21 protein-coding genes are annotated in these 26,802 nt (G+C 70.6%); 14 read left to right on the plus strand and 7 right to left on the minus strand.

Annotation, left to right across the window (positions count from 1 at the left end):
- The first annotated feature begins 3 nt into the window (after positions 1 to 3).
- A complete protein-coding gene (locus tag J2W45_RS17160; protein WP_310134316.1) occupies positions 4 to 1,101 on the plus strand; it encodes a glycerate kinase in 1,098 nt (365 codons plus the stop codon).
- A gap of 107 nt (positions 1,102 to 1,208) precedes the next feature.
- On the opposite strand, the gene J2W45_RS17165 is transcribed toward J2W45_RS17160, so the two are convergent.
- The 6 genes from J2W45_RS17165 to J2W45_RS17190 all read right to left on the minus strand — a co-directional run bounded on the left by J2W45_RS17165 (position 1,209) and on the right by J2W45_RS17190 (position 9,655).
- Positions 1,209 to 2,669 (minus strand): xylulokinase, encoded by a 1,461-nt coding sequence (locus J2W45_RS17165; protein ID WP_310134317.1) that lies wholly within the window; start codon positions 2,667 to 2,669, stop codon positions 1,209 to 1,211.
- Positions 2,670 to 2,783: 114 nt separating this feature from the next.
- The gene (gene xylA, locus J2W45_RS17170; protein ID WP_310134318.1) at positions 2,784 to 3,974 is read right to left on the minus strand and encodes a xylose isomerase; all 1,191 of its coding nucleotides are present in this window, start codon (positions 3,972 to 3,974) and stop codon (positions 2,784 to 2,786) included.
- Between the two features lie 95 nt (positions 3,975 to 4,069).
- Positions 4,070 to 6,394, minus strand: a complete 2,325-nt coding sequence (locus J2W45_RS17175) for a beta-xylosidase/alpha-l-arabinosidase (RefSeq protein WP_310134320.1) — start codon at positions 6,392 to 6,394, stop codon at positions 4,070 to 4,072.
- Positions 6,395 to 6,426: 32 nt separating this feature from the next.
- Positions 6,427 to 7,323, minus strand: a complete 897-nt coding sequence (locus tag J2W45_RS17180) for a carbohydrate ABC transporter permease (protein ID WP_310134322.1) — start codon at positions 7,321 to 7,323, stop codon at positions 6,427 to 6,429.
- On the minus strand, positions 7,320 to 8,318 hold the full coding sequence (locus J2W45_RS17185; protein WP_396427125.1) for a carbohydrate ABC transporter permease: 999 nt from the start codon (positions 8,316 to 8,318) through the stop codon (positions 7,320 to 7,322). Before J2W45_RS17185 ends, J2W45_RS17180 begins: the two co-directional genes overlap by 4 nt.
- A 47-nt stretch (positions 8,319 to 8,365) precedes the next feature.
- Positions 8,366 to 9,655 carry an extracellular solute-binding protein gene (locus J2W45_RS17190; RefSeq protein ID WP_310134327.1) on the minus strand — a complete coding sequence of 430 codons (1,290 nt, stop codon included), beginning with the start codon at positions 9,653 to 9,655 and terminating at the stop codon, positions 8,366 to 8,368.
- A gap of 110 nt (positions 9,656 to 9,765) precedes the next feature.
- On the opposite strand from J2W45_RS17190, the gene J2W45_RS17195 reads away from it, so the two are divergent.
- Complete coding sequence (locus tag J2W45_RS17195) at positions 9,766 to 10,764, plus strand: LacI family DNA-binding transcriptional regulator (protein WP_310134329.1); 999 nt, start codon at positions 9,766 to 9,768, stop codon at positions 10,762 to 10,764.
- 345 nt (positions 10,765 to 11,109) lie between these two features.
- Here J2W45_RS17195 and J2W45_RS17200 read toward each other — a convergent pair whose 3' ends face one another.
- Positions 11,110 to 12,084, minus strand: a complete 975-nt coding sequence (locus tag J2W45_RS17200) for an acetylxylan esterase (protein WP_310134331.1) — start codon at positions 12,082 to 12,084, stop codon at positions 11,110 to 11,112.
- A 106-nt stretch (positions 12,085 to 12,190) separates the two neighbouring features.
- Between J2W45_RS17200 and J2W45_RS17205 the strand changes: the two genes are divergently transcribed.
- From J2W45_RS17205 to J2W45_RS17260, 12 genes are all read left to right on the plus strand, one after another.
- Positions 12,191 to 13,192, plus strand: a complete 1,002-nt coding sequence (locus tag J2W45_RS17205) for a LacI family DNA-binding transcriptional regulator (RefSeq protein ID WP_310134334.1) — start codon at positions 12,191 to 12,193, stop codon at positions 13,190 to 13,192.
- Between the two features lie 128 nt (positions 13,193 to 13,320).
- Entirely contained in the window at positions 13,321 to 14,523 is a 1,203-nt protein-coding gene (locus J2W45_RS17210; RefSeq protein ID WP_310134336.1) for a Gfo/Idh/MocA family protein, read from the plus strand.
- On the plus strand, positions 14,520 to 15,212 hold the full coding sequence (locus J2W45_RS17215) for a ThuA domain-containing protein (RefSeq protein ID WP_310134337.1): 693 nt from the start codon (positions 14,520 to 14,522) through the stop codon (positions 15,210 to 15,212). The genes J2W45_RS17210 and J2W45_RS17215 overlap by 4 nt, the downstream gene beginning before the upstream one ends.
- Entirely contained in the window at positions 15,197 to 16,294 is a 1,098-nt protein-coding gene (locus J2W45_RS17220; RefSeq protein WP_310134339.1) for a Gfo/Idh/MocA family protein, read from the plus strand. Before J2W45_RS17215 ends, J2W45_RS17220 begins: the two co-directional genes overlap by 16 nt.
- Before the next feature lie 52 nt (positions 16,295 to 16,346).
- Positions 16,347 to 17,549, plus strand: a complete 1,203-nt coding sequence (locus J2W45_RS17225; RefSeq protein WP_310134342.1) for an ROK family transcriptional regulator — start codon at positions 16,347 to 16,349, stop codon at positions 17,547 to 17,549.
- A gap of 212 nt (positions 17,550 to 17,761) precedes the next feature.
- Positions 17,762 to 19,072: an ABC transporter substrate-binding protein gene (locus J2W45_RS17230; RefSeq protein WP_310134345.1), complete on the plus strand. Its 1,311-nt coding sequence runs from the start codon at positions 17,762 to 17,764 to the stop codon at positions 19,070 to 19,072.
- Positions 19,073 to 19,195: 123 nt separating this feature from the next.
- Positions 19,196 to 20,161, plus strand: coding sequence for a carbohydrate ABC transporter permease (locus J2W45_RS17235; RefSeq protein ID WP_310134347.1), 966 nt, complete (start codon positions 19,196 to 19,198; stop codon positions 20,159 to 20,161).
- On the plus strand, positions 20,161 to 21,057 hold the full coding sequence (locus J2W45_RS17240; protein WP_310134351.1) for a carbohydrate ABC transporter permease: 897 nt from the start codon (positions 20,161 to 20,163) through the stop codon (positions 21,055 to 21,057). The genes J2W45_RS17235 and J2W45_RS17240 overlap by 1 nt, the downstream gene beginning before the upstream one ends.
- Positions 21,058 to 21,073: 16 nt before the next feature.
- Positions 21,074 to 23,320: an alpha-xylosidase gene (gene yicI, locus J2W45_RS17245; protein ID WP_310134353.1), complete on the plus strand. Its 2,247-nt coding sequence runs from the start codon at positions 21,074 to 21,076 to the stop codon at positions 23,318 to 23,320.
- Between the two features lie 43 nt (positions 23,321 to 23,363).
- Entirely contained in the window at positions 23,364 to 24,542 is a 1,179-nt protein-coding gene (locus J2W45_RS17250; RefSeq protein WP_310134355.1) for an ROK family transcriptional regulator, read from the plus strand.
- Between the two features lie 237 nt (positions 24,543 to 24,779).
- Positions 24,780 to 26,009, plus strand: coding sequence for a multidrug effflux MFS transporter (locus J2W45_RS17255; protein ID WP_310134356.1), 1,230 nt, complete (start codon positions 24,780 to 24,782; stop codon positions 26,007 to 26,009).
- 42 nt (positions 26,010 to 26,051) lie between these two features.
- On the plus strand, positions 26,052 to 26,795 hold the full coding sequence (locus J2W45_RS17260) for a phosphatase PAP2 family protein (protein WP_310134357.1): 744 nt from the start codon (positions 26,052 to 26,054) through the stop codon (positions 26,793 to 26,795).
- Positions 26,796 to 26,802: the final 7 nt, after the last annotated feature.

Here is a 26,802-nt window from a genome sequence, read left to right on the forward strand (position 1 = left end):
CTCGTGAGCGTCGTCGTCGTCGCGCCCGACTCGTTCAAAGGGTCCGCGTCCGCAGCAGAGATCGCCGCCGCGCTCGCAGCAGGCTGGCAGGATGAGCGTCCGGCCGACCGGATCGTGCCGGTCCCGATGGCCGACGGGGGCGAAGGGACGCTGGACGCGTTCGAGGCTGCGGTGCCCGGCGCCGTGCGGCATCCGGTCCGGGTTCCCGGCCCGACCGGGGAGCCCGTCGACGCGACGTGGCTCATGCTGCCGGGGGGCACGGCTCTCGTCGAGCTGGCCGAGACGAGCGGACTCGGGCGCCTCACGTCGCCGGCGCCGTTCGCGGCGCACACCGTCGGCTTCGGACTGGCGATCGCCGACGCGCTCGCCGCAGACGCCACCGGTCTGCTCCTCGCGATCGGCGGGAGTTCATCGACGGACGGCGGCGCGGGCGCACTCACGGCGCTCGGCGCGCGATTCCTGGATGCCGACGGTCGCGACATCCCGCCGGGCAACGCAGGCCTCGCCGCCGTCGCGACGGCCGACCTTTCGAGACTGGCTCCGCTGCCGCCGGGCGGTGCCCGCATCCTGAGCGATGTGACGAGCCCGCTGCTCGGTCCGTCGGGTGCCGCCGCGGTGTTCGGGCCGCAGAAGGGCGCGACCGAGGGCGATGTCCCGGCGCTGGAGGCGTCCCTGCGGCGCTTCGCCGAGGTCGTCGGTGCGGCCGGCGCGACGACCGACCCGGACGCTCCCGGCGCGGGCGCCGCCGGGGGAACGGGATTCGGCCTGCTGCTGTGGGGCGCGCGGATGGCGCCCGGAGCAGAGGCTGTCGGCGAGGCCCTCGGGCTGCCGGCCACCATCGCGTCGGCGGATGTCGTCATCACGGGGGAGGGCCGCTTCGACAGCCAGTCCGCCTCCGGCAAGGTCCCGGCCTACGTGTCGGGGCTCGCGCGCCGCGCCGGCGCGCGGGTCATGCTCGCGGCGGGCAGCATCCAGGCGCCGACCCACGACTTCGCGGCTGCCGTCGCGCTCGCCGACCTCGCCGGCTCGCCCTCCGCCGCGATCGCGGACCCCGCCCGCTGGGCGCGCGCCGCCGGCGCCGCCCTCGCCCGCCGCCTCTAACTCCGGCCCCCGGCCCCCCTCCGTCGAGTACACGAAAAGTGCACGCGACACGCCGCGAGGGCGTGCACTAATCGTGTACTCGACGGAGGGCGGAGAGGGGCTTCGGGTCAGGGGCGCGCGGCGGCGTACTGGGCGCGGATGGCGGGACGCGTGTCGACGGGGAGGGCGGCGGCGGTGTCGACGCTCCAGGCGGGGCGGGTGCCGGTGAGGGCCCACGCGGCCTGGACGGCTCCGCCGTCGGCGACGTACTCGCCGGGGGCGGGAACCTCGATCGGGGCGTCGAATACCTGCGCGGCCACCTGCGCGACCGCCGGGTTCTGGGCGGCGCCGCCGATCAGCAGGATGCGCCGCTCGCGCACCCCGGCCGCGCGCACGGCGTCGAGTCCGTCGGCGAGCCCGCACAGCATCCCCTCGATCGCGGCCCGTGCCAGGTTGGCCGGGGTCGTCGAGGCGAGGGTGAGGCCGTGGATGCTGGCCTTCGCGTCCGGCAGGTTGGGGGTCCGCTCGCCCTCGAAGTACGGCACGAGCACGACGCCGCCCGCACCGGGCTCGGCCGAGAGCGCGAGGGACGAGAGCCCGTCGTGGTCGACGGACAGCAGCCCGGCGATCGAGCCGAGCACCCGTGCCGCGTTGAGGGTCGCGATGAGGGGGAGGGAGAGCCCGGACGCGTCGGCGAAGCCGGCGACGGTTCCCGACGGATCGGCGATGGACGCATCCGTCACGGCGAAGACGGTGCCGGACGTGCCGATCGAGACGACGACGTCTCCCTCTCCGGCGCCGAGCCCGAGGGCGGCGCCGGCGTTGTCGCCCGCTCCCGGGCCGACGAGCAGGCCGGACGATGTCCGTCCGGCGGCCTCCGAGGGGCCCAGCACGCGCGGCAGCACCACGAGAGAGCCGTCACCGGAAGCACCGGAAACACCCTCCGCACCCGCTCCCGCCGCCTCGCGCCCCGGACGCCCGAGCGCCCGCTCGAACAGCTCCAGGTCGTACGCCCCGCTCGCGGCGCCCCAGTATGCGGTGCCGCTGGCGTCCGAGCGATCCGTGGTCAGCGCCTCCAGGTCCGGTCCGAGCTCGCTCTCGTCCGCCGGCCCGTAGCCGAGCAGGCGCCAGGTCAGCCAGTCGTGGGGGAGCGCCACCGCGGCGACGCGCGCCGCGTTCGCGGGCTCCGCATCCCGCAGCCAGCGAAGCTTCGTCGCCGTGAAGGAGGCGACCGGGACCACGCCGACGCGCGCCGCGTACTCCTCGGCGCCGACCTCGTCGATCAGGTCGCGGGCGGCCTGCGCCGACCGGGTGTCGTTCCACAGCAGGGCGTCGCGGATGACGCGGCCCTCCGCATCCAGCACCACCATGCCGTGCTGCTGGCCGGCGATCGAGATGGCGTCGACGTCGTCCAGCCCGCCCGCCGCCGCCAGCGCCTCCTGAAGCGCGGCCCACCAGGCGGCCGGGTCGACCTCGGTGCCGTCGGGATGCGCGGCGCGCCCCGAGCGCACCAGCTCGCCGGTCTCGAGGTCGCGCACGACCACCTTGCAGCTCTGCGTCGAGGAGTCGACGCCGGCGACGAGAGTCACGCCGGTCTCCTTTCATGCCGCTGAGGTGCACGTCGTTGCGGTCGACACGCCGGTCGGGTTCGCAACTACGTGCACCTCAGCGAAGCGGAAGAGGGGGGAGGGAGGGAGGGAGGGTCAGCGCGCGCCGAGCAGGTGCTCGAGCGCGAGCTGCTGCAGCCGGACGAAGCCGAAGCCCTTGCCGCCGAAGTACGCGCTCGGGTCGAAGTCCTCGTACGCGCTGCGGTCGGCGAGCAGGTCGTCGTACGACTCGCCGTCGCCGAGGGTCGGACGCGACAGCTCGATCACGCGCGACGCCTCCAGCTGCTCCTGCACCTCGGGGTCGGCACGGAACGCCTGCGCCCGCTCCTTCAGCAGGAGGTAGGTGCGCATGTTCGCGGCCGCCGAGTCCCAGACACCGGTGATGTCCTCGGTGCGGGACGGCTTGTAGTCGAAGTGGCGCGGGCCGTCGTAGGCCGGGCCGCCGTCGGGGCCGCCGTTCTCGAGCAGGTCGACCAGCGCGAACGCGTTCTGCAGGTCGCCGTGACCGAAGACGAGGTCCTGGTCGTACTTGATGCCGCGCTGCCCGTTGAGGTCGATGTGGTAGAGCTTGCCGTGATACAGCGCCTGAGCGATGCCGGCGGCGAAGTTGAGGCCCGCCATCTGCTCGTGGCCGACCTCGGGGTTGAGGCCGACGAGCTCCGGGCGCTCCAGCGAGTTGATGAAGGCGAGCGCGTGGCCGACGGTCGGCAGCAGGATGTCGCCGCGCGGCTCGTTCGGCTTCGGCTCGATGGCGAAGCGGATGTCGTAGCCCTTGTCGGTGACGTAGTCGCCGAGCAGGTTGACGGCCTCGCGGTAGCGCTCGAGCGCAGAGCGGATGTCCTTGGCGGCGTCGTACTCGGCGCCCTCGCGGCCGCCCCACATCACGAACGTCTTGGCGCCGAGCTCGGCGGCCAGGTCGATGTTGCGGAGCACCTTGCGCAGCGCGAAGCGGCGCACGGCGCGGTCGTTGGAGGTGAAGCCGCCGTCCTTGAAGACCGGGGCCGAGAACAGGTTGGTGGTCACCATCGGCACGATGATGCCGGTGTCGCTGAGCGCCTGCTTGAGGCGGTCGATCTGCGTCTGGCGCTCGGCGTCGGTCGAGCCGAACGCGAACAGGTCGTCGTCGTGGAAGGTGAGGCCGTAGGCGCCGAGCTCGTCGAGCTTGTGCACCGCCTCGACCACGTCGAGCTGCGGGCGGGTCGGGCCGCCGAACGGGTCGGTGCCGTTGTAGCCGATGGTCCACAGTCCGAACGAGAACTTGTCGGCACGGGTGGGGGTGAGGCTCATGATGTTCCTTCAGCGTCGTCGGTGATTTGTTGTTTCGATAAACTTATACCGCATCACGGGGGTGCGGCGCGAGTGCGGGAGGTGAGAAACCGCGTTCAGAGCGCGTCGGTGAAGACGGCACCCACGGTAGCCGCCTCGACCTCGGACGTCACCAGCCGCGCATCGGCGGCGGTGACCTCGTGCACGGGTCCGGTGATCGTCAGGCTCGCCGACGCCTCGCGGACGTCGCACGACGGGCCGACCCACAGGTCGATGGCGCCCGGCTCCACGATGCGGCGCATCCCCGGGTCCGAGAACGCGAGCCGCGTCGTCGGCACGGTGAGCCGCACGACGGCCTCCTCGCCCGGCTGCAGTTCAACACGGCGGTAGCCGAGCAACTGCGCGACCGGGCGCGTGACGCTCGCGTGCACATCCCGCGCGTACAGCTGCACGAGGTCGGTGCCCGCGCGCTCGCCCGTGTTCCGGATGCGCAGCGCGGCGGTGAACGCTCCACCGGCCTGCACCTCCGGGTCGACGGTCAGCTCGGACCGCTCGAACGTGGTGTACGAGAGGCCGTGGCCGAACGGGAGCACCGGGGTGCTGTCGGCACTGGTGATCTCGTTCGGGCCGCCGAGCAGCGGGTGCAGGTACGAGTACGGCTGCGCGCCCGCCGAGCGGGGGAGCGAGACGGGGAGGTGTCCGGAGGGAGACACCCGGCCGGAGAGCACGGCGGCGATGGCGGTCCCGCCCTCCTCGCCGGGGAAGAACGCCTGCAGCACGGCCGCCGGGGCGGTCACGCCCTCCACGGCCCAGCCGATCGCATAGGGGCGGCCGGAGAGCACGACCAGCACCACGGGGGTGCCGGTCGCGACGACCCGCTCGACCAGCTCGCGCTGGATGCCCGGCAGCTCGAGGCTCTCGACGTCGTTGCCCTCGCCGACCGTTCCGCGGCCGAACAGGCCAGCGCGGTCGCCGACCACGACGACGGCCACATCCGCGGTGCTCGCGGCGGCGACGGCGGCGGGGATGCCGGAGCGGTCGTCGCCCTCCACGTCGCAGCCGCGCTCGTGCACGACCGAGGCCGAGGAGAACTCGCCGCGGACGGCGTCCAGCACCGACGGCAGCCCGAACCCGAGCGGGACCTCCGGGTGGTGGGCCAGCACGTGGTTCGCGAACGAGTAGCAGCCCATCAGCGCCTCCGGCGCGTCCGCGTTCGGCCCGAGCACGGCGATGCGTGCGGGGGGACCGGCCAGCGGGAGCGCGCCGTCGTTGGTGAGCAGCACCAGCGACTCCTCGGCGAGCCGCAGGGCGACATCCCGATGGGCGGGGGTGTCGAGGTCGATGGCGGTGGGCGGTGCGTCGAAGGTGGCGTCGAGCAGGCCGAGCTCCTCCTTCTGCGCGAGCACGCGGAGCACCGCGCGGTCGACGAGTGCCTCGTCGGTCTCGCCCGAGCGGATGCGCGCGGCGAGCGGCTCCAGGAACGCGTCGCCGGTCGGCAGCTCGACGTCGATGCCGGCGGCCAGGGCGAGCGCCGCGGCCTCGCCGAGGTCGGCGGCCACGCCGTGCATGGTGTGCAGGAAGGCGACGGAGAAGTAGTCGGAGACGACCGTCCCGTCGAAGCCCCACTCGTCCCGCAGGACACCGGTCAGGTACTCGGCGCTCGCCGCGACGGGCACGCCGTCGAGCTCGGCGTACGAGTTCATGACCGACCGCACCCCGCCGTCGCGGACCGCCATCTCGAACGGCTGCAGCAGGGTGTCGCGGATCTCGCGCGGCCCGGCGTGCACCGGGGCGTGGTTGCGGCCCGCCTGCGACGCCGAGTATCCGACGAAGTGCTTGAGCGTAGCGTGGACGCCCGCGTCCTGCAGCCCCCGCACGTACGCGGTGCCGATGGTGCCGACGACGTACGGGTCCTCGGCGATGCACTCGTCGACGCGTCCCCAGCGCGGGTCGCGGATCACATCCAGCACGGGCGCCAGGCCCTGGTGGATGCCGAGCTCGCGCATCGACAGACCGATCAGCCCGGCCATCTCCTCCACCAGCTCCGGGTCGAAGGAGGCGCCCCAGGCGAGCGGGGTGGGGAACGTCGCCGCCTTCCAGGCCGCCAGGCCCGTCAGGCACTCCTCGTGCACCAGCGCGGGGATGCCGAGCCGGGTCTCCTCCTTCAGTCGCCGCTGCTCCGCCCACAGCCACGCCGCGCGCTCGACCGGTTCGACCGGGCGCGTGCCGTAGACGCGGGTGAGCTGCCCGAGGCCGTTCGCGGTGACATCCGCATAGGCGCCCGGGTTGCCCATCTCGCCGGCCATCGGAGCCACGAGTTCGTCGCCCTTGTCGACCCAGTAGCCGACCAGCTGGGCGAGCTTCTCGTCCAGCGTCATGGAGGCGAGGAGCTCCCGCACGCGCTCGGAGGGCGCGGATGAGCGCGGAAGGGATTCGGTCATGTCGATCTCACACTTCTCGAGATGGTCGGGCGTCAGCCCTTGACGGCGCCGGTCAGCCCGCCGACGATGCGTCGTTCGAACAGGCTGAAGAAGATCAGCGCCGGGATCATGGACAGCGACGTGAACGCGAGCACCTTGGCGGTGTCGACGGAGTACTGCGACGAGAACGCCTGCACTCCGAGCGGCAGCGTGAACGTCGCCTCGTTGTTGAGGAGGAACAGGGGCAGCAGGTAGCTGTTCCAGCTGGCGATGAAGGCGAGGATGCCGACGGTGATGACGCCGGGCATCGAGAGCCGCAGCACCATCCGCCAGAAGAAGCCGAGCCGGCTGCAGCCGTCGATGAACGCCGCCTCCTGGATCTCATCCGGGATCGCCCGCAGGAACGGGACGAGGATGATGATCGTCGTCGGCAGGGCGAACGCGATCTGGGGCAGGATGACGCCGACCAGCGAGTTCATCAGCCCCAGGTTGCGCACCACGATGTAGAGCGGCGTGATGGCGACCGTGATCGGGAACATCAGACCAGCGGCGAAGAGCGCGTAGAGCAGACCGCGGCCGCGGAAGCTGTACCGGGCGAGCACGTAGCTGGCCATGAGGCCGAGCACGATCACGCCGACGGTGGTGACGACCGCGACGATCGTCGAGTTGCCGACCTCGGCCCAGAACGTGCCGCCGGTGAGGACGCCGATGTAGTTCTGCACGTTCCACGGGTTGGGGAACCCGGCGGGGTCGACGGTGATCTGGGAGTTGGTGCGGAAGCCGCCGAGCACGATGTACACGATCGGGGTCAGCATCAGCGCGATCACCACGAGGGCGATGAAGTAGACGCTGGGGGAGCCCCAGGGCAGGTTCTTCGCCGTCTTGCGGCTCGGCGCATCCAGCACGCCGGGGGCGTCGGGAGCGTCCGGGATGACGACCATCGCGCTCATCGCTTCTTCCTTCCGGTGCGCCTGTCACCCGTGATCGCGCCCTCGGTGTCGCGACGGAGCACGAACCGCTGGTAGAACAGCGCGACGATCAGGGAGATCAGGAAGATGACGACGGCGACGGCGTTTCCGTAGCCGAAGTTGCCGGCGTTGCGGCCGTTGGCGACCATGTAGGTCGCCATGGTCGAGGTGCCGGCGGTCGAGGCCACGTACTGGCCCCAGATGATGTAGACGAGGTCGAACAGCTGCAGTGCGCCGATGATCGACAGGAACGCCCAGATCCGCAGCGTCGGGCCGAGCAGCGGCAGCGAGATCCTGCGCTGGATCTGCCAGTAGGAGGCGCCGTCGAGGGCGGCCGCTTCGTACAGCTCCTCCGGGATGCCCTGGAGGCCGGCGAGGAAGAGGATGACGGCGAAGCCGACGTACTTCCAGGTCAGGATGGCCAGCAGGGTCCAGATCGCGATGCTCGGGTTGGACAGCCAGTCGTTGGCGAGGAAGCCGAGACCGACGTTCTTGAGGAAGCCGTTCAACGCCCCGTTGGTGGCGAGCATCAGGCTCCACCCGGTGCCGACCACGACCTCGGCGATCACATAGGGCACGAAGATCAGCACGCGGATGACGGACTGGCCGCGCATCTTGCGGTTGAGCAGGAGGGCCAACAGGATCGCCACCGGCCCCTGCAGCACGAGCGAGCCGATCACGATCAGCCCGTTGTGCATCAGAGCCTGCTGGAAGGCCGAGTCCTGGAGGATGGTGACGTAGTTCTGCAGGCCGATGAAGTCCGTCGCCGGACCGTATCCCTGCCACCGGAAGAAGCCGTAGTAGGCGGCGATGACGACCGGGAAGATGACGAACGCCAGGAAGATGATCGCCGCGGGTCCGGCCAGCAGCAGGATCTCGAGGCGCATGGCCCAGCCGGTCCGCCGGCGGCGCCGCGGCGACGGGAGCGACGCGACCGCGCCGCTCCCGCCGTGCTGCGCGAGACCCGACTTCGGCAGGAGGCCGGTGGTGGTGTTCTCGCGGGTGTTGCTCACGAGCTTTGTCCTCAGCCCTTCTTGGCGGCGTCGTTGGCCGCCTGGATGAGCTGCTTCGGGTCGCTCTTGCCGGCCAGCATGTCGACGACCGCGACGTTGAGCGCGTTGCCGACGTTCTGCCCGAGGACCGTGTCCAGCCACTGCGAGACGTACGGCGCCTTGTTGTAGGCGGCCAGCACATCCTTCAGGTAGGGCTCGGTGACGACCTTCTGCGCCTCGGCGTTCACCGGCGGGGCGTTGAAGGCCTTGTAGTAGGCCTCCTGCTGGTCCGTGGTGGCGACGAAGTTGAGGAAGTCGGCGCACTCCTTGGGGGCCTTGACGGAGCACGAGTAGCCGTCGACGCCACCCATGATCGAGCCGGGCTCGCCCTTACCGCCGGAGACCTCCGGGAAGGGGTAGAAGCCGAGGTCGGGGAGGGGCTTCTGGTCGGGGGTGAGCGATGCGATCACTCCCGGGTCCCAGGCGCCCATGAGCTCCATCGCGGCCTTGTGGTTCGCGACGAGGCCGGCCGAGCTGCCCGCGCCCTGCTGGGCGGAGGTGGTGAGGAAGCCGTCGTTGAAGGGCTTGGTGTCCGAGAACTTCTGCAGGTCCTCGGCGGCCTTCAGCCAGCATCCATCGCTGAACGACTTGGAGTCGGCGGTCTTCTCCATGGTCGAACCGGCGCACTCGCGGAGCGCGAACCAGTAGAACCAGTGGGCGGCCGGCCAGGCGTCCTTGGCGCCGAGGGCGATCGGGGCGACCCCGGTGGCCTTCAGCTTCGTGACGTCTTCGTTGAGGTCGTCGATCGTCTTCGGTGCCTCGGTGATGCCGGCGGCCTTGAACAGGTCCTGGCTGTGGAAGAGCCCGCCCGGCAGCACGGCGATGGGCATCGCCCACACCTTGTCCTGGTAGGTCTCCGCCTTGAAGGATCCCTCGGAGATGTTCTTCTTGGTCTCGGACGAGACCTTGTCGGTGATGTCCATCAGCTGACCCGCGTTGACCATCGCCGCCATCTTGCCGCCGCCTCGCTGCAGGAAGATGTCGGGAGCGTCGCCGGAGTTGAGCGCCGTCTGGAGCTTGCCGTCGAGGTCCTCGTTCTGGATGGACTGGACCTTGATGGTGACGTTGGGGTTCGCCTTCTCGAAAGCGGCGACGGCGTCTTTCCAGAACTTCTGACCGGGACCGGTCGTCGAGTTCTGCCAGAGGGTCATGCTGACCTTGCCGTTGCTGCTGGAGCTGTCGGAGCCGCCGCTGCACCCGGTGAGGGCGAGCGCGCCGGCCATCACGACGGCGGCCCCGGTGAGGAGCTTGGTGCCTTTCATGTGATTCCAACCTGTTCTCTTCGTTGAGGTGGGGACGAGGGAAGTGTCGCAAGCCGAGCTGAGAGTGTCAAACGTTTTCGAAAACCTTTTCTACGCTAGGCTCCGGTGGCATGGGACGGCGTCCGACGATCAACGATGTGGCCGAAGCGGCCGGCGTCTCCGTCGCCACCGTGTCCAAAGCGGTCAACGGTCGGTACGGGGTCGCGGTCGAGACCGTGGAGCGCGTCCTGCAGGTCGTGCAGGAGCTCGGCTACGAGTCGAGCCTGGTCGCCAGCTCGATGCGGTCGCGGCGCACCGGCGTGATCGGGGTGCTCGTCGCGGACTTCGAGCCGTTCTCCGCCGAGGTGCTCAAGGGCGTCGGCGCGGCCCTGCACGACTCCCGCTACGACCTCCTCGCCTACAGCGGATCCCGCCAGCCGTCGAGCGAGGGCTGGGAGCGCCGCTCGCTGAGCCGGCTCAGCGGCACGCTCATCGACGGCGTCATCATGGTGACCCCGACCGTCGTGAACGCGAACGCCGACGTGCCGATGGTGGCCATCGACCCCCACACCGGCCGCGCCGACGTGCCGACCGTGGAGTCGGACAGCTTCGGCGGCGCACGCAACGCGACCGCCTACCTGATCGGGCTGGGCCACCGGCGCATCGCCTTCGTGGCCGGACGTCCCGACCTCCGCTCGTCGAACCTCCGCGACGCCGGCTACCGCCACGCGCTGGGCGAGGCGGGCATCCCCTTCGACCCGTCGCTGGTCGCAGTGGGCCGCTATGAGCACAACACGGTCCGCGAGGTGGCGCTGCCGCTGCTCACGCGTCCGGACCGCCCGACGGCCGTCTTCGCCGCCAACGACGTCTCGGCGCTCGCGGTGATCGAGGTGGCGGCGGAGATCGGCCTGGATGTGCCCCGCGAACTGTCGGTGATCGGCTTCGACGACGTGCCGGAGGCATCCCAGTACACCCCGCCGCTCACGACCGTCCGCCAGCCGATGCAGGGCCTCGGCGCGGCGGCCGCCGACCTGCTCACCGCGATGATGAGCGGCGAGACGCCCGAGCGCACCCACCTCCGCCTGCCCACGAGGCTCGTCCGCCGAGGAACGACGGCGCCTCCCGCCTGACGCGCCCCGCGCTGCTGTTCTTGCACACGATTTGTGCCAAATCGCGGTTATGGCGCCGCCAATCCCACGATTTGGCACAATTCTCGTCCCGCCCCGGGCGACATTCCTCACGAATGGTGCCTTGCAGGTCGCCAGAACCAACATTCGGCACGAATGTCGTCTCAGCGCTTGAGGGACATTCGTCACGAATGGCGGCTAGCGAGGCGCGAGAACCAACATTCGGCACGAATGTCGTCGCGGCGGCGCATACGATTTGTGCCAAATCGTGGTTACGGGCGCGCCATTACCGCGATTTGGCGCAAATCGCGCACCGCGAGGGCGCGTCGGGATGCGCGCGAGCGCCGGTCAGGCGCCGAAGCGCGCCGCCAGCCACCCGGCCTGCGCGCGCCACTGCGCCGCGCCGCCGCCCTCGTGGTCGTTGAACGGGTAGACCTCGATCGCGCGGTCCTCGGCGGCGAGGTGGTTGTAGGCCGCGAACGTCGTCGACGGCGGCACCACCGTGTCCATCAGTGCCACCGAGAACAGCGTCGGCACGTGGATGCGGCGGGCGAAGTTGACCCCGTCGAAGTATGACACCGTCCGGAACACGTCCGCGACCTCGTCGCGGTGCACCGACAGGTAGGTGGCGAGCTCCAGGTAGGGCCCGCCACCTGCGACCTCGACGCCGCGCCGGAACGCGCAGAGGAACGCCACATCGGGCATCGCCGCCGCGACACCGTCCGACAGCGCGGCGGCGGCCAGCGCGATCCCGCCGCCCTGGCTGCCGCCGGTCACGGCGATCCGGGAGGCGTCGACGAACGGCAGGTCGCGCGTCGCATCCACCGCGCGCACCGCGTCCGTGTACACCCGGCGGTAGTAGTAGGTCTCCGGCGAGTGGATGCCGCGGGTCATGACGCCAGGTGTGGCAGGCCCGGAGCCGTGCGGGTCGGGCGTGTCGCCCCCGCTGCCCCATCCGCTGCCCTGGCCGCGGGTGTCGACGAAGACGTGGACGTACCCGGCCAGCGCCCAGGCCACGTTCTCGCCGGCGAGGCCGCGCCCTCCGCCGTAGCCCTGGAACTGGACGACCGCGGGCAGTGGGCCGTCGGCGTGCAGCGGGCGTGAGACCCAGGCGCGGACCGGCTCGCCGCCGAACCCGGGGAAGACGAGGTCCTCGACGATCAGCTGCGTGACCGGCGTGTCCGCCGGCGTCAGCTCCGCGGTGCCGCCGGCGGCCCGCGCCTCGGCGATCGTGCGCCTCCAGAACGCGTCGAAGTCGGCGGGCTCCTGCACCTCCGGGCGGAAGGCGAGCAGTTCGGCGTGGGTCAGGTCGGTGAGCGGCATCGGTCTCGCTTTCGGCACGGTTTTCGAAGCACCACGGGTCGGCACGGGCGCGTGGCGGACATTTTGGCACAGCTCGACCGTGCGACCGATATGCGACAGTGGCTGCATGCCCGGTCCCACCCGACCCACCCTGGAGGCGATCGCCCGCGAGGCGTCCGTGTCGCTGGCCACCGTGTCCAAGGTGCTGAACGGGCGCCCCGGTGTGGCGCCCTCGACCCGCCGCCGCGTCGAGGACCTGCTGCACGACTCGGGGTACGCCCGGCGCGGCGTCGACACCGAGCGCGGGGATGCGGTGGAGCTCGTGATCGAGAACCTGGCCAGCGAGTGGTCCGTGGAGGTGATCCGCGGCGTCGAGCGGGCCGCACGCGAGAACGGCCTCGCGATGACGCTGTCGACGATCGGCGACTACCACGCGGTCGGGGATGAGCTCATCACCGGCGTGCTGCGGCGGAAGCCCGTCGCGATCGTGCTGCAGTTCTCGAACCTCACCGCCGACCACCGCCGTCAGCTGCGCACCCGCAACATCCCCTTCGTGGTCGTGGACCCCGCCGGCGACCCTCCCGCGGACGTCCCGGCGATCGGAGCCACCAACTGGGCGGGCGGACTGGCCGCCACCCGCCACCTGCTTGCGCTCGGTCACCGGCGCATCGCGGCGATCGGCGGCCCCGTCGAACTGCTGTGCTCGCGGGCGCGGGTCGCGGGCTACCAGGCGGCGATGCAGGAGGCGGGGCTGCCGGTCCCGGGCGTGGAGAGCGGCGGGTTCGCCCGCGAGGACGGGGAGCGCGCCGCCCGTCGCCTGCTCAGTGGCGACGACCGGCCGACCGCCATCGTGTGCGCGAACGACATGCAGGCGCTCGGCGTCTACGACGCCGCCTTCTCGCTCGGCCTCGACGTGCCGGGGGATGTGTCGGTCGTCGGTTTCGACGACGCCCCGTCGGCGTCGTGGGCGCGTCCGCCGCTGACGACCATCCGCCAGCCGCTGCAGGAGATGGCGGAGGAGGCGACCCGCCTGGCGCTCCGGCTGCGCACCGCCGACGTCGACAACACGCGGCTGGAGCTGGCGACCTCCCTGGTGGAGCGCGGCTCGACGGCTCCGCCGCGCCGCTGAGCCGGGAGCAGCATCGCATCGTGCCCAGCGAAAGTTTTCCAACCCGACGCGGAAACTTGTCCCTCGGGGCGGAGGCGATCTAGCGTCGCACGGGTACGACGCGCGTTCGCACGACAAGGAGGCCGACGATGACCGACACCCCAGAGCTCCGCGTGGCCATGATCGGCTACGGGTTCATGGGCGCGGCGCACTCCCAGGGCTGGCGCACCGCCCCGCGCTTCTTCGACCTTCCGGCGGAGCCGGTGATGGCGACGATCGTCGGCCGCGACGCCGCCCGGGTCGAGGATGCGCGCCGCCGTTTCGGCTGGCAGAACGCCGTCACCGACTGGCGCGCGGCCGTTGAGGACCCGGACATCGACGTGATCGACATCTGCACCCCCGGCGAGAGCCACGCCGAGATCGCGATCGCCGCGCTGCAGGCCGGCAAGCACGTGCTCTGCGAGAAGCCGCTCGCCAACACGGTCGCGGAGGCCGAGGCGATGACGGAGGCGGCCGAGCGCGCCGCCGCCGACGGAGTCCGCTCGATGGTCGGCTTCAGCTACCGGCGCGTTCCCGCGATCGGCTTCGCCCGCAACCTGGTGCAGGAGGGGCGCCTGGGCGAGATCCGCCAGGTCCGCGCCCTCTACCTGCAGGACTGGCTGCGCGACGAGGAGGGCCCGATGACCTGGCGGCTCGACAAGGCCGCGGCCGGCTCCGGCTCGCTCGGCGACATCGGCGCGCACGCGGTCGACCTGGTCGAGCACCTGACCGGCTCCCGCCTGAGCGGCGTCTCCGGGACGCTCGCCACCTTCGTCGAGGAGCGCCCGCTGCTCGGGGAGACCGTCGGGCTGTCCGGCACAGCATCCACCGAGCGCGGACGTGTGACCGTCGACGACGCCGCCTGGTTCACCGCCCGGCTCAGCGGCGGCGCGGCCGCGGGAGCGATCGGCGCCTTCGAGGCGACGCGCTACGCGACCGGCCGCAAGAACGCCCTCCGGATCGAGCTCAGCGGCTCGCGCGGCGCCATCGCCTTCGACCTCGAGTCGATGAACGAGCTGCAGTTCTACGACGCCACCGCCCCGGCCGGGGAGCAGGGGTTCACCCGCATCATCGTGACCGAGCCCGAGCATCCCTACATGGCGAACTGGTGGCCGACGGGACACGCCATCGGCTACGAGCATGCCTTCAGCCACGAGGTGGTCGACTTCGTGACGGCCATCGCCACGGGCACCGACCCGGAGCCGTCGTTCGCCGACGGCCTGCACATCCAGCGCGTCCTCGACGCCGTCGAGCGCAGCGCCGCCGACGGCAGCGCGTGGACGCCGATCGACGCGACCGAGGAGGACGCATGAGCAAGAACGCACTGGTGGTGCGCGGCGGATGGGACGGGCACATGCCCGTCGAGACGACGGAGCTGTTCGTCCCGTTCCTCCGCGACAACGGGTTCGACGTCCGCATCGAGGAGGGCACGACGGTCTACGCCGACGAGGCCTACATGGAGACGGTCGACCTGATCGTGCAGGTCAACACCATGAACCGGATCGAGGACGCCGAGTTCCGCGGACTGCGCCAGGCCGTCCTGAACGGCACCGGCATGGCCGGCTGGCACGGCGGCATCGCCGACTCCTACCGGGACAACGCGGACTACCTGCACATGATCGGCGGCCAGTTCGCGCACCACGCGGGCAAGGACCCGGCCGAGCGCGTCGGCGACCAGTCCGACAACTACATCCCGTACACGGTGCACATCACCGAGCTCGGCCGCACGCATCCGATCACCCAGGGCATCGACGACTTCGACCTGGTGACCGAGCAGTACTGGGTGCTCAGCGACGAGTACAACGACGTGCTGGCCACGACGACCCAGGAGGTCCGCCCCTGGGACGCGTGGAACCGTCCGGTCACGTCGCCCGCGATCTGGACCCGGCAGTGGGGCAAGGGCCGCATCTTCGTCTCGGCGCCCGGCCACCGCCTGGAGATCGTCGAGAGCCAGCCCGTCCGCACCATCATCGAGAGGGGTCTGCTGTGGGCGTCCCGTTGAACGTCGGAGTCATCGGTGTCGGCGTCATCAGCCGCCAGTACTTCGAGCACTTCCTCCACCTGCCGAACCTGCGCCTCACGGCCGTCGCCGACCTCGACGTCGACCGCGCCGCGACCGTGGCCGCCGAACAGGGCGTGCTCGGCCTGTCGGTCGACGAGCTGCTCGCGCATCCCGACGTGGATGCGGTGCTCAACCTGACCATCCCGCAGGCGCACGCGGAGGTCGCCCTGCGCGCCCTCGCCGCGGGGAAGCACGTGTACGGCGAGAAGCCGCTCGCCCTCTCCACGGAGGAGGCGGCTCCCGTGCTGGAGCGCGCGAACGCGCTGGGCCTGCGGATCGGCAGCGCCCCCGACACCGTGCTCGGCACCGGCGTCCAGACCGCCCGCGCGCTGCTCGACGACGGCCGGATCGGCGACCCGGTCGCGGCCGCCGTCGCGTGGAGCGCGCCGGGGCACGAACTGTGGCATCCCGCCCCCGCGTTCTACTACCAGCCGGGCGGCGGACCGCTGTTCGACATGGGTCCGTACTACCTGACCAGCCTCGTCACGTTCTTCGGTCCGGTCGCCCGGGTGTCCGGCGCGACCCGGCGCTCGTCGCGCGAGCGCACCGTCGCGACCGGCCCGCTGGCCGGGTCGAGCATCCCCGTCGACGTGGACACGCACGTCACCGCCATCCTGGAGCACGTCTCCGGCGTCATCTCGACGGTGACGGTGTCGTTCGACGTGTGGGCGACGGAGAGCCCGAAGTTCGAGGTGTACGGCACCGCGGGCACCATCGCGGTGCCGGACCCGAACATGTTCTCGGATACGGTCCGGATCGCGACCGCCGACGACCGGGAGTTCCGCGACGTGCCGCCCGCGGCGGGATACGCGGACGCCGGGCGCGGCTACGGCCTCGCCGACATGGCGCGCGCGATCGAGACCGATCGGCCGCACCGGGCGTCGGGGGAGCTGGCGTTCCACGTGCTCGAGATCATGGAGGCGGTGCTACGCGCCGGAGAGACGCACACCGTCGTCGAGCTCAACTCGACTGTCGAGCGTCCCGCTCCCGTGCCGCTGGGGGCGCGCCCCGAGACGTGGTGACCGGCGGGATGCGCTGGCCGGGTGGCCGTGCGCCGGGCGTTATGGTCATTCCATGTCCGCATCCGACCTGAGCACCGTGCGCCCGTCGTCGGGCGGCGCCACGGACGTGCTGCGCCGCAGCAACCTCGCGACCGTGCTCGGCCTGGTGCATCGCGACGGCGCCCTGTCGCGGAGCGACCTGACGCGGCTCACCGGTCTGAACCGGTCGACCGTCGGCGACCTTGTGGCCGAGCTGGCCGCGCTCGACCTGGTCGAGGTGGACGAGACGCCCGGCGGTGGTCGGGCCGGCCGGCCGAGCCCGGTGGTCCGGGTGTCGGGCAGCGTCGCCGCCGTCGCCGTGAACCCCGAGGTGGATGCGGTCATCGTCGGCCTGGTCGGGCTCGGCGGCCGGGTGCTGAAGCGCATCCGGATCGAGACCCCGTCCGTCCGGTCGGCGGCCGAGACCGTGACGCTCGCCTCCGCCGGGATCGCCGGCATGCTCGCGGGGGAGTCGCGCGTGCGCGTCGCCGGGATCGGAGTGGCGGTCCCTGGCCAGGTGCGGCTGTCGGACGGCATGGTCCGGGAGGCGACCCACTTCGGCTGGGTGGACGAGCCGCTCGCGGAAATGCTCGCGGCCGCGACCGGGTACCGCGTCTGGGCGGCGAACGCCGCCGTCCTCGGTCTGAGGGCGGAGAGCGCCTTCGGGGCGGGGCGCGGCGTCGACGACCTGGTGTACATGATCGGCGGAGCGTCCGGGATCGGCGGGGGCGCGGTCGGCGGCGGACGGCTGCTGACCGGTTCCGCCGGGTACGCGGGAGAGTTCGGCCACACGTTCGTGCAGTCGCACGGGCGGGACTGCTCGTGCGGGTCCCGCGGCTGCCTCGAAGCCGAGGTGACCCAGGCGGAGCTGCTCGCGTCGGTGGGTCTCGCGTCGGCGGACGCGGCCTTCCTCGCCGACCGGCTCGTGGAGACCGACGACCCGGCCGCCCTCGCCGTCATCGAGCGCGACTACGGCCTGCTGTCGATCGCCGCGCGGAACGCCGTGAACGTGTTCAACCCCTCGGTGCTCGTGCTCGGCGGCTTCCTCGCCGCCCTCTATCGCGGCGGCCGCGCCCACGGCGCCCCCGACCTCCTCGGCGACGTGGTGCACTCGGCCCGCGAGGGCGTGACCGTGGTCGAGGCCCAGCTGGGCGCCGACCAGCTGCTGATCGGGGCGGCGGAACTCGTGCTGGCCGACCTCATCGCGGACCCGGCGCGCGCCCTCGCTGCGGCCTGAGATTCCCGCCGTTCCGGGTCATACGGTGCCGCTAGCGCGCCTATGTTGTTGACGAGAACTAACCGTTCTGTCCCGCAATCTCGGCTTCTATCCACGAGAAAGAACTTGCATCCCGCCGCTTGCGTCGCTTATGTTGTGTTCACCAACAAAATGCATCGGAGTGGCTGCGAGGCCTGCACACGCGCGTCCACTCCACTACAAGGAGGTAACAGATGCGCAAGAGGCACCTCGCAATCGGCGCCGTTCTGGCCGCCGGTGCCCTGATGCTCGCCGGGTGCTCCGGCACGAGCGGTTCGTCGTCCGACAGCACCGACGGGAAGGGCAAGACCCTCACCCTCTGGCACTTCGAGAGCGAAGACTCCGCGATGGGCAAGGCGTGGAACGAGGCCATCAAGGAGTTCGAGGCCGAGACCGGCGCGAAGGTCAAGTTCGAGGCCAAGGCCTTCGAGCAGATCCGCTCCACGGCATCCCAGGTCCTGAACTCGGACCAGGCACCCGACATCCTCGAGTACAACAAGGGCAACGCGACCGCCGGCCTCCTCGCCAGCCAGGGCCTGCTCAGCAACCTCGACGACGCCGTCAAGAAGTACGGCTGGGACAAGAAGCTCGCACCGAGCCTCCAGACCACCTCGCGCTACGACGACAAGGGCATCATGGGCTCCGGCTCCTGGTACGGCATCCCGAACTACGGCGAGTACGTCGAGGTCTACTACAACAAGGACATGTTCGCGAAGTACGGCATCGAGGTCCCCAAGAGCCAGGACGAGTTCGTCGCCGCGCTGCAGAAGTTCAAGGACGCGGGGGTCACCCCGCTCGCCGAGTCGGCCGCCGAGTACCCGCTCGGGCAGCTCTGGTACCAGCTCGCCCTCACCAAGGCGGACCGCTCCTTCGTGGACGACTACCAGCTCTACAAGGGCAAGGTGAACTGGCAGGGCAGCGAGCTGCTCTCCGCCACCAAGACCGTCGACGACTGGGTGCAGAAGGGCTACATCTCCAAGGACGCCTCAGGCCTCAAGGCCGAGGACGCCGGCACCGCGTTCATCTCCGGCAAGTACCCGATCTTCTTCTCGGGGAGCTGGTGGTACGGCCGCTTCCAGACCGAGATCAAGGACTACCAGTGGGGCACGTTCCTGTTCCCGGGCACCAAGCTCTCGCCGGGATCGGCGGGCAACATGTGGGTGATCCCCGAGAAGGCGAAGAACAAGGGCCTCGCGGAGAAGTTCATCGACATCACGATGACCCCGAAGATCCAGGCGCTGATCGGCAACAACGGCGGCGTGCCGGTGGCCGCGAAGACGAGCGACATCACCGACGAGAAGTCGAAGGAGCTGATCGCGAACTTCAACACCCTCACGGGTGAGGACGGCATCGCGTACTACCCCGACTGGCCCACGCCGACCTTCTACGACCAGCTGAACGCCGGTCTGCAGGAGCTCATCAACGGCACCAAGACTCCGACCGCCGTAAACAAGGAGCTCGGCTCCGAGTACCAGGACGGCGTCGACCAGATCGTCAACCAGTAACCACCCCCTGACCCCTCTCCCCACCCATCGGTTCCTCGGTTAATCCGCTCCGGCACGGCGTGTCGGCGGATTAAGTGAGGAACCGATGGTGGGGAGGGGCAGGGCATGCAAAGGAGAGCACGCATGGTCGACGTGAGTGCGCGGGCGCCGGGAAGGCGCACGCAGAAGGCGCGCAGCGAAGCACTGGTGCCGGGCCGCGGGCACGGACGGTTCTGGTGGTACCTGCTGCCGGGCTTCGTCCTGCTGACGGTGATCGTCCTCGTCCCGCTGGTCTGGAACATCTACCTCAGCTTCACCAGCTACCGGGGCATCCGGCCGCCGAAGTTCATCGGGCTGAACAACTGGGTCCGCCTGCTCGGCGACGACAAGTTCTGGACATCCTTCGGCAACTCGATCGCGATGATCGTCGCGATGGTGGTCATCCCGACGCTGGTCGGCCTGATCCTCGCGGCCATGCTGTTCGACCTGGTCGGCAAGAAGTTCGGCGGCAAGGTCGCCAGCTTCCTCCGCGCCACGTACTACCTGCCGCAGATCCTGCCCGTCGTGATCGCGGCGATCGTGATCGGCTGGATCCTGCGCCCCGACAACGGCGCGCTGAACACCATGCTGCAGACCGTCGGGCTCGGCGGCCTCGCCCACAACTGGCTGGGGAGCCCGGACACGGCGCTCGCGTCGATCATGGCGGTGATGGTCTGGGTGCAGATCGGCTACCCGGTCGTGATCTTCATGGCCGCCCTCCAGCGCGTCGACCCCGAGCTGTACGAGGCGGCGGAACTGGACGGCGCGAACTGGTTCCAGCGCTTCCGCTCGATCACCGTGTCCATCATCCGGCCGGAGATCTTCGTGGTCACCCTGACCTGCACGATCGCGGCGCTGAAGGTGTTCGGCCCGGTGTACACGCTGACCCGCGGCGGCCCCGGCACCGCGACGATGGTGCCCAGCTACTACTCCTACAGCGAGTTCTTCCAGAGCCAGCAGGTGGGATACGGCGCCACGATCGCGACCGCGCTCACCGTGGTCATCGTCGCCGTGTCCATCCTCTTCATCGTCGCGCAGAACCGCGCGGAGCGCAGGGAGAACCAGATCTGATGTCGACCACCATCGAGCGTCCGCGCACCGGCACGGCACCCGCCGAGCCGCGCCGGCTCAAGCGGCAGAAGCCCCGCAAGACAGCGACCGACTGGGTCATCCTGGTCGTCGCGATCCTGGTCGGGATCGGCATCGCCTTCCCGTTCCTGCTCATCCTGATCAACTCGTTCAAGAGCCCCGCCGACTACAACGCGGGCGGTCCGCTGCAGCTGCCGACGTCGTTCTACACCGACGGGATCGTGAACTTCTGGAACCGGGTCGACTTCCCGGAGAAGCTCTGGAACTCGTTCTTCATCTCCGGGATGGTCGCCGTCCTGTCGGTGGTCCTCTCCGTGCTGAACGCGTATGCGCTCGGCATCGGCCGGGTGAAGGCCCGCACCTGGATCATCGTCCTGTTCCTGCTGGCGAACATGCTGCCCCAGGAGTCGCTGCTCTACCCGCTGTACTTCATGTTCAAGCAGGTCGGCCTGTACGACAATCCGTGGTCGGTCATCATCATCTTCACCGTCATCCAGAGCGCGTTCGGCACCTACCTGCTGTCGAGCGTGTACGGCACCTTCCCGAAGGAGGTGCTGGAGGCCGCGTCGCTCGACGGCGCGGGCCGCTGGCGCATCCTGTGGCGGGTCGTCGTGCCGATCTCGCGCCCGACGCTGAGCGTCCTGCTCATCTTCTTCTTCATCTGGACGTGGAACGAGTTCCTGATCCCGCTGACCTTCCTGGTGTCGAACGACAACCAGACGGTCCCCGTGGCGATCAGCGCCCTGCAGGGCGATCGGCTGATGGATGTGACCACCACGTCCGCGTCGGCGCTGCTGGGCCTCATCCCCACGCTCGTCTTCTTCCTCATCTTCCAGCGCACCCTGACCCGCGGCATCACCGCCGGCGCGGTCAAGTAACCGGAGCAGTCACCGCATGAAGTTCACCGATGGTTTCTGGATGCTGCGCGACGGCGTCACTCCCGTCTACGCCCAGGAGGCGTACGACGTGGTCGCCGGCGACGGCACCCTGACGATCACCGCGCCCGGCAAGGTCATCGAGCGGCGTGGCGACACGCTCAACCGCCCGACCCTGACCGTCACCCTCAGCTCGCCGCTGCCCGGCGTCGTCGGGGTCCGCGTCGACCACTGGCAGGGCACGCGCCCGGAGCGGGGCTTCGACCTGCACGTCGAGGAGGGCCACGCGCAGGTGTCGGTCGACGGCGCGGCGGGCGTGCTCACCAGCGGCGGGCTGACCGCGACGGTGAAGCGCGGCGCACCGTGGTCGCTGGCCTTCTCGGCGGGCGACCGGATGCTCACGTCGAGCGGCCACAAGTCGCTCGGGTACATGACGGTGGAGGGCGAGGGCGCGTTCGTGCACGAGCAGCTGTCGCTCGGCGTCGGCGAACTCGTCTACGGGCTGGGGGAGCGGTTCGGCCCGCTCGTGAAGAACGGGCAGGTGGTCGACGTCTGGAACGCCGACGGCGGCACCTCCAGCGAGCAGGCCTACAAGAACATCCCCTTCTATCTCACCAACCGCGGCTACGGCGTGCTCGTGAACCACCCGGGTCACGTCTCGTACGAGATCGGCTCGGAGGCCGTCGAGCGGGTCCAGTTCTCGGTGCCCGGCGAGAGCCTGGAGTACTACGTCGTCTACGGCCCGACGCCGAAGGAGATCCTGGAGCGGTACACCGCGCTGACGGGCCGCCCGGCATCGGTGCCCGCGTGGTCGTACGGCCTGTGGCTGTCGACCAGCTTCACCACCGACTACGACGAGGAGACGGTGACCTCGTTCATCGACGGGATGGCCGAGCGCGACCTCCCGCTGTCGGTCTTCCATTTCGACTGCTTCTGGATGCGCGAGTTCAACTGGTGCGACTTCGAGTGGGACCCGCGCACCTTCCCCGACCCGGAGGGGATGCTCGCGCGGCTGCACGACAAGGACCTCCGCGTCTGCGTGTGGCTCAACCCGTACATCGGGCAGCGGTCTCCGTTGTTCGCGGAGGCGGCCGAGGCCGGGTACCTGGTGAAGCGTCCCAACGGCGACGTCTGGCAGTGGGACCTGTGGCAGGCCGGGATGGGCCTGGTCGACTTCACGAATCCGGATGCGACCCGGTGGTACCAGGACAAGCTCCGCGGGCTCGTGGCGCAGGGCGTCGACTGCTTCAAGACCGACTTCGGCGAGCGCATCCCGCTCGAGGTGGATTACTTCGACGGCTCGTCGCCCGAGCGCATGCACAACCTCTACACGCAGCTCTACAACGAGGCCGTCTTCGAGGTGCTGCAGGAGGCCCGGGGCGTCGGCGAGGCGGTGCTGTTCGCGCGGTCCGCGACGGCGGGAGGCCAGCAGCTGCCGGTCCACTGGGGCGGCGACAACACGTCCAGTTACGAGTCGATGGCCGAGACCCTCCGCGGCGGGCTGTCGCTGGCGCTGAGCGGGTTCGGTTTCTGGAGCCACGACATCGGCGGGTTCGAGGGCACCCCGGACCCGGGCGTCTTCAAGCGCTGGACCGCGTTCGGCCTGCTGTCGAGCCACTCCCGCCTGCACGGCAGCGACTCGTACCGGGTGCCGTGGGCGTTCGACGACGAGGCCGTCGAGGTCACGCGCCGGTTCACGAAGCTGAAGCTGCGGCTCATGCCGTACCTCTTCGCGGCCGGGCAGGAGGCCCACACCTCCGGCACGCCGGTGATGCGGCCGATGCAGCTCGAGTTCCCCGGCGACCCGGCCGTCGACTACCTCGACCGGCAGTACATGCTGGGGGCCGACCTCCTCGTCGCGCCCGTCTTCTCGCCGTCGGAGGTGGAGTTCTACCTCCCGTCGGGCACCTGGACCGAGTACTTCTCCGGGCTCGCGGTCTCCGGCGGCCGGTGGATGAGGCAGCGGCACGGCTTCGACAGCCTCCCGCTGTACGTGCGCCAAGGCGCGGTGCTGCCGATCGGCGCCCGCGACGACCGGCCGGACTACGACTACCGCGACGGGCTCACGCTGGTCGCCTACCCGGGCCCCGACGGGACCCGCACCGTGACGGTGACCACGCCCGCCGGGGAGGTCGCCGAGTACACAGTGACCCGCCGCGGCGGAGCGCTCACGGCGAGCGGACCCGAGGGCCACGCGTTCACGCTGCGGGATGCGGCCACCGGCCGGGAGACCGCATCGGCGGACGGCACGGCATCGCTCGGCTGAGGACGCGTCGCCGTGCCGGCCTGACGGTACAGTTACGGGGAAAATGAACGGCGCGACAGCAGGGACCAACCTCGACACGGTGCGGCGGCACAACCTCGCCACCGTGCTCGGGCTGGTGCACCGGGAGGGGCCGCTCTCGCGGTCCCTGCTCACCCAGGCCACCGGCTTGAACCGGTCCACCGTCGGCGCGCTCGTCGCCGAGCTGGCCGACCTCGGGCTGGTGCAGGAGCGCGAGCCCCAGGTCAGCAACCGCGTCGGGCGTCCGTCTCCCGTGATCGCGGCGGACGGGCGCGTCGTCGCGCTCGCCGTGAACCCGGAGATCGACGCCGTGACGGTCGGCGTGGTCGGCCTCGACGCCACGGTCCACCGCCGCGTGCGGTACCCGACCGGCCGCATCCCCTCCGCCGCCGAGGCCGCCTCGATCGCGGCGGCCGTCATCGAGGGGCTGCGCCCGGACCTCGGAGCCGCCTCGCGCGTCGTCGGTATCGGCGTCGCGGTTCCCGGTCTGGTGCGCGAGGAGGACGGCGTCGTGCGCCTCGCGCCGCACCTGCGCTGGTCGGAGGAGCCGTTCGCGGCGGCGCTCGCGGACGCCACCGGCTACCCGGTCCTGGCGGCGAACGACGCCAGCCTCGGCGCGGACGCCGAACGGCTCTTCGGCGCCGGTCGCGGCGCCAGCGACCTCGTCTACCTGAACGGCGGCGCGTCGGGCATCGGCGCCGGGGTGATCGTCGGCGGCCGGCCGCTGACGGGCATCAGCGGCTACGCGGGGGAGCTCGGCCACACGCTCGTCAACTCGTCCGGCGTGCGCTGCCACTGCGGCGCGATCGGGTGCCTGGAGACCGAGGTGAGCCAGGGCGCGCTGCTGCGCGTGCTCGGGATGGACGCGGCCGACGCCGACGAGCTGGAGCGCAGCCTCCTGGCGGCCGTCACGCGTGGGGACGCGGACGTCGTGGCCGAGGTCGACAGGCAGATCGGATTCCTGGCGACGGCCCTGCGCAACGCCACGAACGTGTTCGACCCGCAGCTCATCGTCCTCGGCGGGTTCCTCGGGGCCCTGCACGCGATCGACCCCGCGCGGCTGCAGTCGCTGGTGGCCGCGCAGGCGCTGTCGGCGAGCGCGGAGCGGCTGTCCATCGTGCGCGCCGCGCTCGGCTCGGACATCTTGATGATCGGCGCGGCCGAACTCGCGTTCCGCCCGCTGCTGGCGTCGCCGGCCTCCTGAGGCAGGGCGTGCGGGGGATGCGTTCCCCGAACGAACATCCCTCGTGTCCGGAATGCGATGCGCACGTTCACATTCCCGTCTTCTTGGGGATAGAATCGATCTCATCCGATCGATCGAATCGATTCGAAATCGGCTCCGAATCGGCTCCCCGGCACCGCGTGATCCGCGGTGCTGTTCTCATTGCGTCCAACGGCGGGCGCGGTCCATCCACCTCTCGACTCGCCAAGGACTTCCCTCGTGACCACCGTCGTGCATCCCGGAGACTCGCTCTCCGGCCGCCAGCGCCTCGCCTACATCCTGATCCTGGGCGCCCTGACCGCACTCGGCCCCTTCACGATCGACACCTACCTCCCCGCCCTTCCGACGCTGCAGAACGACTTCGGCGTCTCGACCGCGATGATCCAGCTGACGCTGACGGCGACCACCATCGGCTTCGGCGTCGGCCAGCTGCTGGTGGGGCCGTGGTCCGACAAGATCGGGCGCCGCGTCCCGCTGATGGTCGCGACCGGCGTCCACATCATCGCCTGCCTGGCCGCCGCCATCGCGCCGAACGTGGAGCTGCTCGGCGTCGCCCGCGCGCTGCAGGGGATCGGGGCAGCGGCCGGCGGTGTGGTCGCGATGGCCATGGTGCGCGACCTGTTCGGCGGACGCCCCCTGGTGCGGATGCTCAGCCGCCTCGCTCTCGTGAACGGCCTGGCCCCGGTGCTCGCGCCGGTGCTCGGGTCGTGGCTGCTCCTCGTGATGCCGTGGCGCGGCATCTTCGTGGTGCTCGCCGTCTACGGGCTGTTCGTGGTCACCTGCGTCGCCCTGTGGATCGTCGAGACGCTGCCGAAGGCGCGCCGTCAGGACGCCGGGCACTCGACCGTCGGCCAGCGCTACAAGGCCGTGCTCAGCGACCGAGTGTTCGTCGGCATCGCGATCGTCGGCGCCGCCAACTTCACCGGGCTGTTCTCGTACCTGTCGTCGAGCTCCTTCATCTTCCAGGAGATCTACCAGTTCAACGCGCAGGAATACGGCCTGCTCTTCGCCGTGAACTCGATCGGCATCATCATCGGCGTGCAGTCCTCCGCGCGGCTCACCAAGTACGTCGGTCCCCAGTGGATCCTGGCCTGCTCGACCGTGGTGATGCTCGCCGCGTCGGTGACGATCGTCGTGCTCGACCAGGCGCACGTCGGCCTGTGGGGCACGGTCATCCCGCTCTGGTTCTTCATCGCGGCGTGCGGGTTCGGCTTCCCCTGCGTCCAGGTGCTCGCGCTCAACGGCCACGGCCATGAGGCCGGCACCGCCGCGAGCCTTCTCGGCGCGCTCAACTTCGGCATCGCGGGCATCGTGTCGCCCATCGTGGGCATCCTCGGTGTCGGCAGCGCCGCCCCGATGGGTGCGGTGATGGCGGTCTGCGCGCTCGTCTCCATCGCGTCGCTCTGGCTCGTGGTGCGCCCCCGTACGGTTCCCGAACTGGCGCACTGACCTGACGATCGACGTCCCGCCGGGCGCGGGTACGGTGGCGGCATGAGTGCAGACGACGTCCCGGGCCCGAAGGCGGATGCGGAAGGCCACGACGTCGTCAAGGCCGCCCGGGTCGCCCGGCGCTGGCCGGTCGTCTCCGCGTCCGTCGCGGTCGGGCTGGTGGTCGTGCTCGGCATCATCATCGCGCTGCGCCCGCGGCTGCCGTTCGGGATCGACACCGAGTGGATGGGCGAGATCGTCGAGCACCGCTCGCCGCTGTGGCTGGGGCCCGCGCTGTTCTTCAACTACGCCGGGGGCGGGATCGTCGGATCGGTCGTCGTCCCCGTCGTCATCTTCCTGCTGCTGCTGGCCTTCCGAAGGCCCTGGGGCGCGACCTTCTTCGCCGTCGCCAGCGTGCTCTCGGTGGTCTGCGTGCAGCTCATCAAGCACACGGTCGGGCGGGCTCGCCCGACGGAGATCCTGGTGAACGCGGACACCGGCTCCTTCCCCTCCGGGCACACCGCGAATGCGGCCACGATGGTCGTCGTGCTCGGCATCCTGTTCCCCCGGGTGTGGGTCTGGTGCCTGGGCGTCGCATGGGCGCTGCTGATGGCGATGAGCCGCACCTACCTCGGAGCGCACTGGATCAGCGACACCATCGGCGGACTGCTGCTCGGGGCGGGCGTGGCCGTCATCGTCTGGACGCCGCTCGCGCACAGGCTCGCGATCGAGGCGACGAAACCGCATCCGTTCTTCCTGGCGCGGTCGCCGCAGGAGGCGGCTCGACAGGAGCAGTCGCGCCAGTAGAGTGTGC

This window comes from Leifsonia shinshuensis, assembly GCF_031456835.1.
GTDB classification, from domain to species: domain Bacteria; phylum Actinomycetota; class Actinomycetes; order Actinomycetales; family Microbacteriaceae; genus Leifsonia; species Leifsonia shinshuensis_C.

Excerpts from the sequence above, each read along its gene's own strand:
- J2W45_RS17175 (WP_310134320.1), bottom strand. The coding sequence starts at position 6,394 with ATGACCGAATCCCTTCCGCGCTCATCCGCGCCCTCCGAGCGCGTGCGG.
- J2W45_RS17230 (WP_310134345.1), top strand. The coding sequence starts at position 17,762 with ATGCGCAAGAGGCACCTCGCAATCGGCGCCGTTCTGGCCGCCGGTGCC.
- xylA (WP_310134318.1), bottom strand. The coding sequence starts at position 3,974 with ATGAGCCTCACCCCCACCCGTGCCGACAAGTTCTCGTTCGGACTGTGG.
- J2W45_RS17250 (WP_310134355.1), top strand. The coding sequence starts at position 23,364 with ATGAACGGCGCGACAGCAGGGACCAACCTCGACACGGTGCGGCGGCAC.
- yicI (WP_310134353.1), top strand. The coding sequence starts at position 21,074 with ATGAAGTTCACCGATGGTTTCTGGATGCTGCGCGACGGCGTCACTCCC.
- J2W45_RS17235 (WP_310134347.1), top strand. The coding sequence starts at position 19,196 with ATGGTCGACGTGAGTGCGCGGGCGCCGGGAAGGCGCACGCAGAAGGCG.
- J2W45_RS17205 (WP_310134334.1), top strand. The coding sequence starts at position 12,191 with ATGCCCGGTCCCACCCGACCCACCCTGGAGGCGATCGCCCGCGAGGCG.
- J2W45_RS17240 (WP_310134351.1), top strand. The coding sequence starts at position 20,161 with ATGTCGACCACCATCGAGCGTCCGCGCACCGGCACGGCACCCGCCGAG.
- J2W45_RS17210 (WP_310134336.1), top strand. The coding sequence starts at position 13,321 with ATGACCGACACCCCAGAGCTCCGCGTGGCCATGATCGGCTACGGGTTC.
- J2W45_RS17200 (WP_310134331.1), bottom strand. The coding sequence starts at position 12,084 with ATGCCGCTCACCGACCTGACCCACGCCGAACTGCTCGCCTTCCGCCCG.
- J2W45_RS17260 (WP_310134357.1), top strand. The coding sequence starts at position 26,052 with ATGAGTGCAGACGACGTCCCGGGCCCGAAGGCGGATGCGGAAGGCCAC.
- J2W45_RS17180 (WP_310134322.1), bottom strand. The coding sequence starts at position 7,323 with ATGAGCGCGATGGTCGTCATCCCGGACGCTCCCGACGCCCCCGGCGTG.
- J2W45_RS17195 (WP_310134329.1), top strand. The coding sequence starts at position 9,766 with ATGGGACGGCGTCCGACGATCAACGATGTGGCCGAAGCGGCCGGCGTC.
- J2W45_RS17190 (WP_310134327.1), bottom strand. The coding sequence starts at position 9,655 with ATGAAAGGCACCAAGCTCCTCACCGGGGCCGCCGTCGTGATGGCCGGC.
- J2W45_RS17225 (WP_310134342.1), top strand. The coding sequence starts at position 16,347 with ATGTCCGCATCCGACCTGAGCACCGTGCGCCCGTCGTCGGGCGGCGCC.
- J2W45_RS17215 (WP_310134337.1), top strand. The coding sequence starts at position 14,520 with ATGAGCAAGAACGCACTGGTGGTGCGCGGCGGATGGGACGGGCACATG.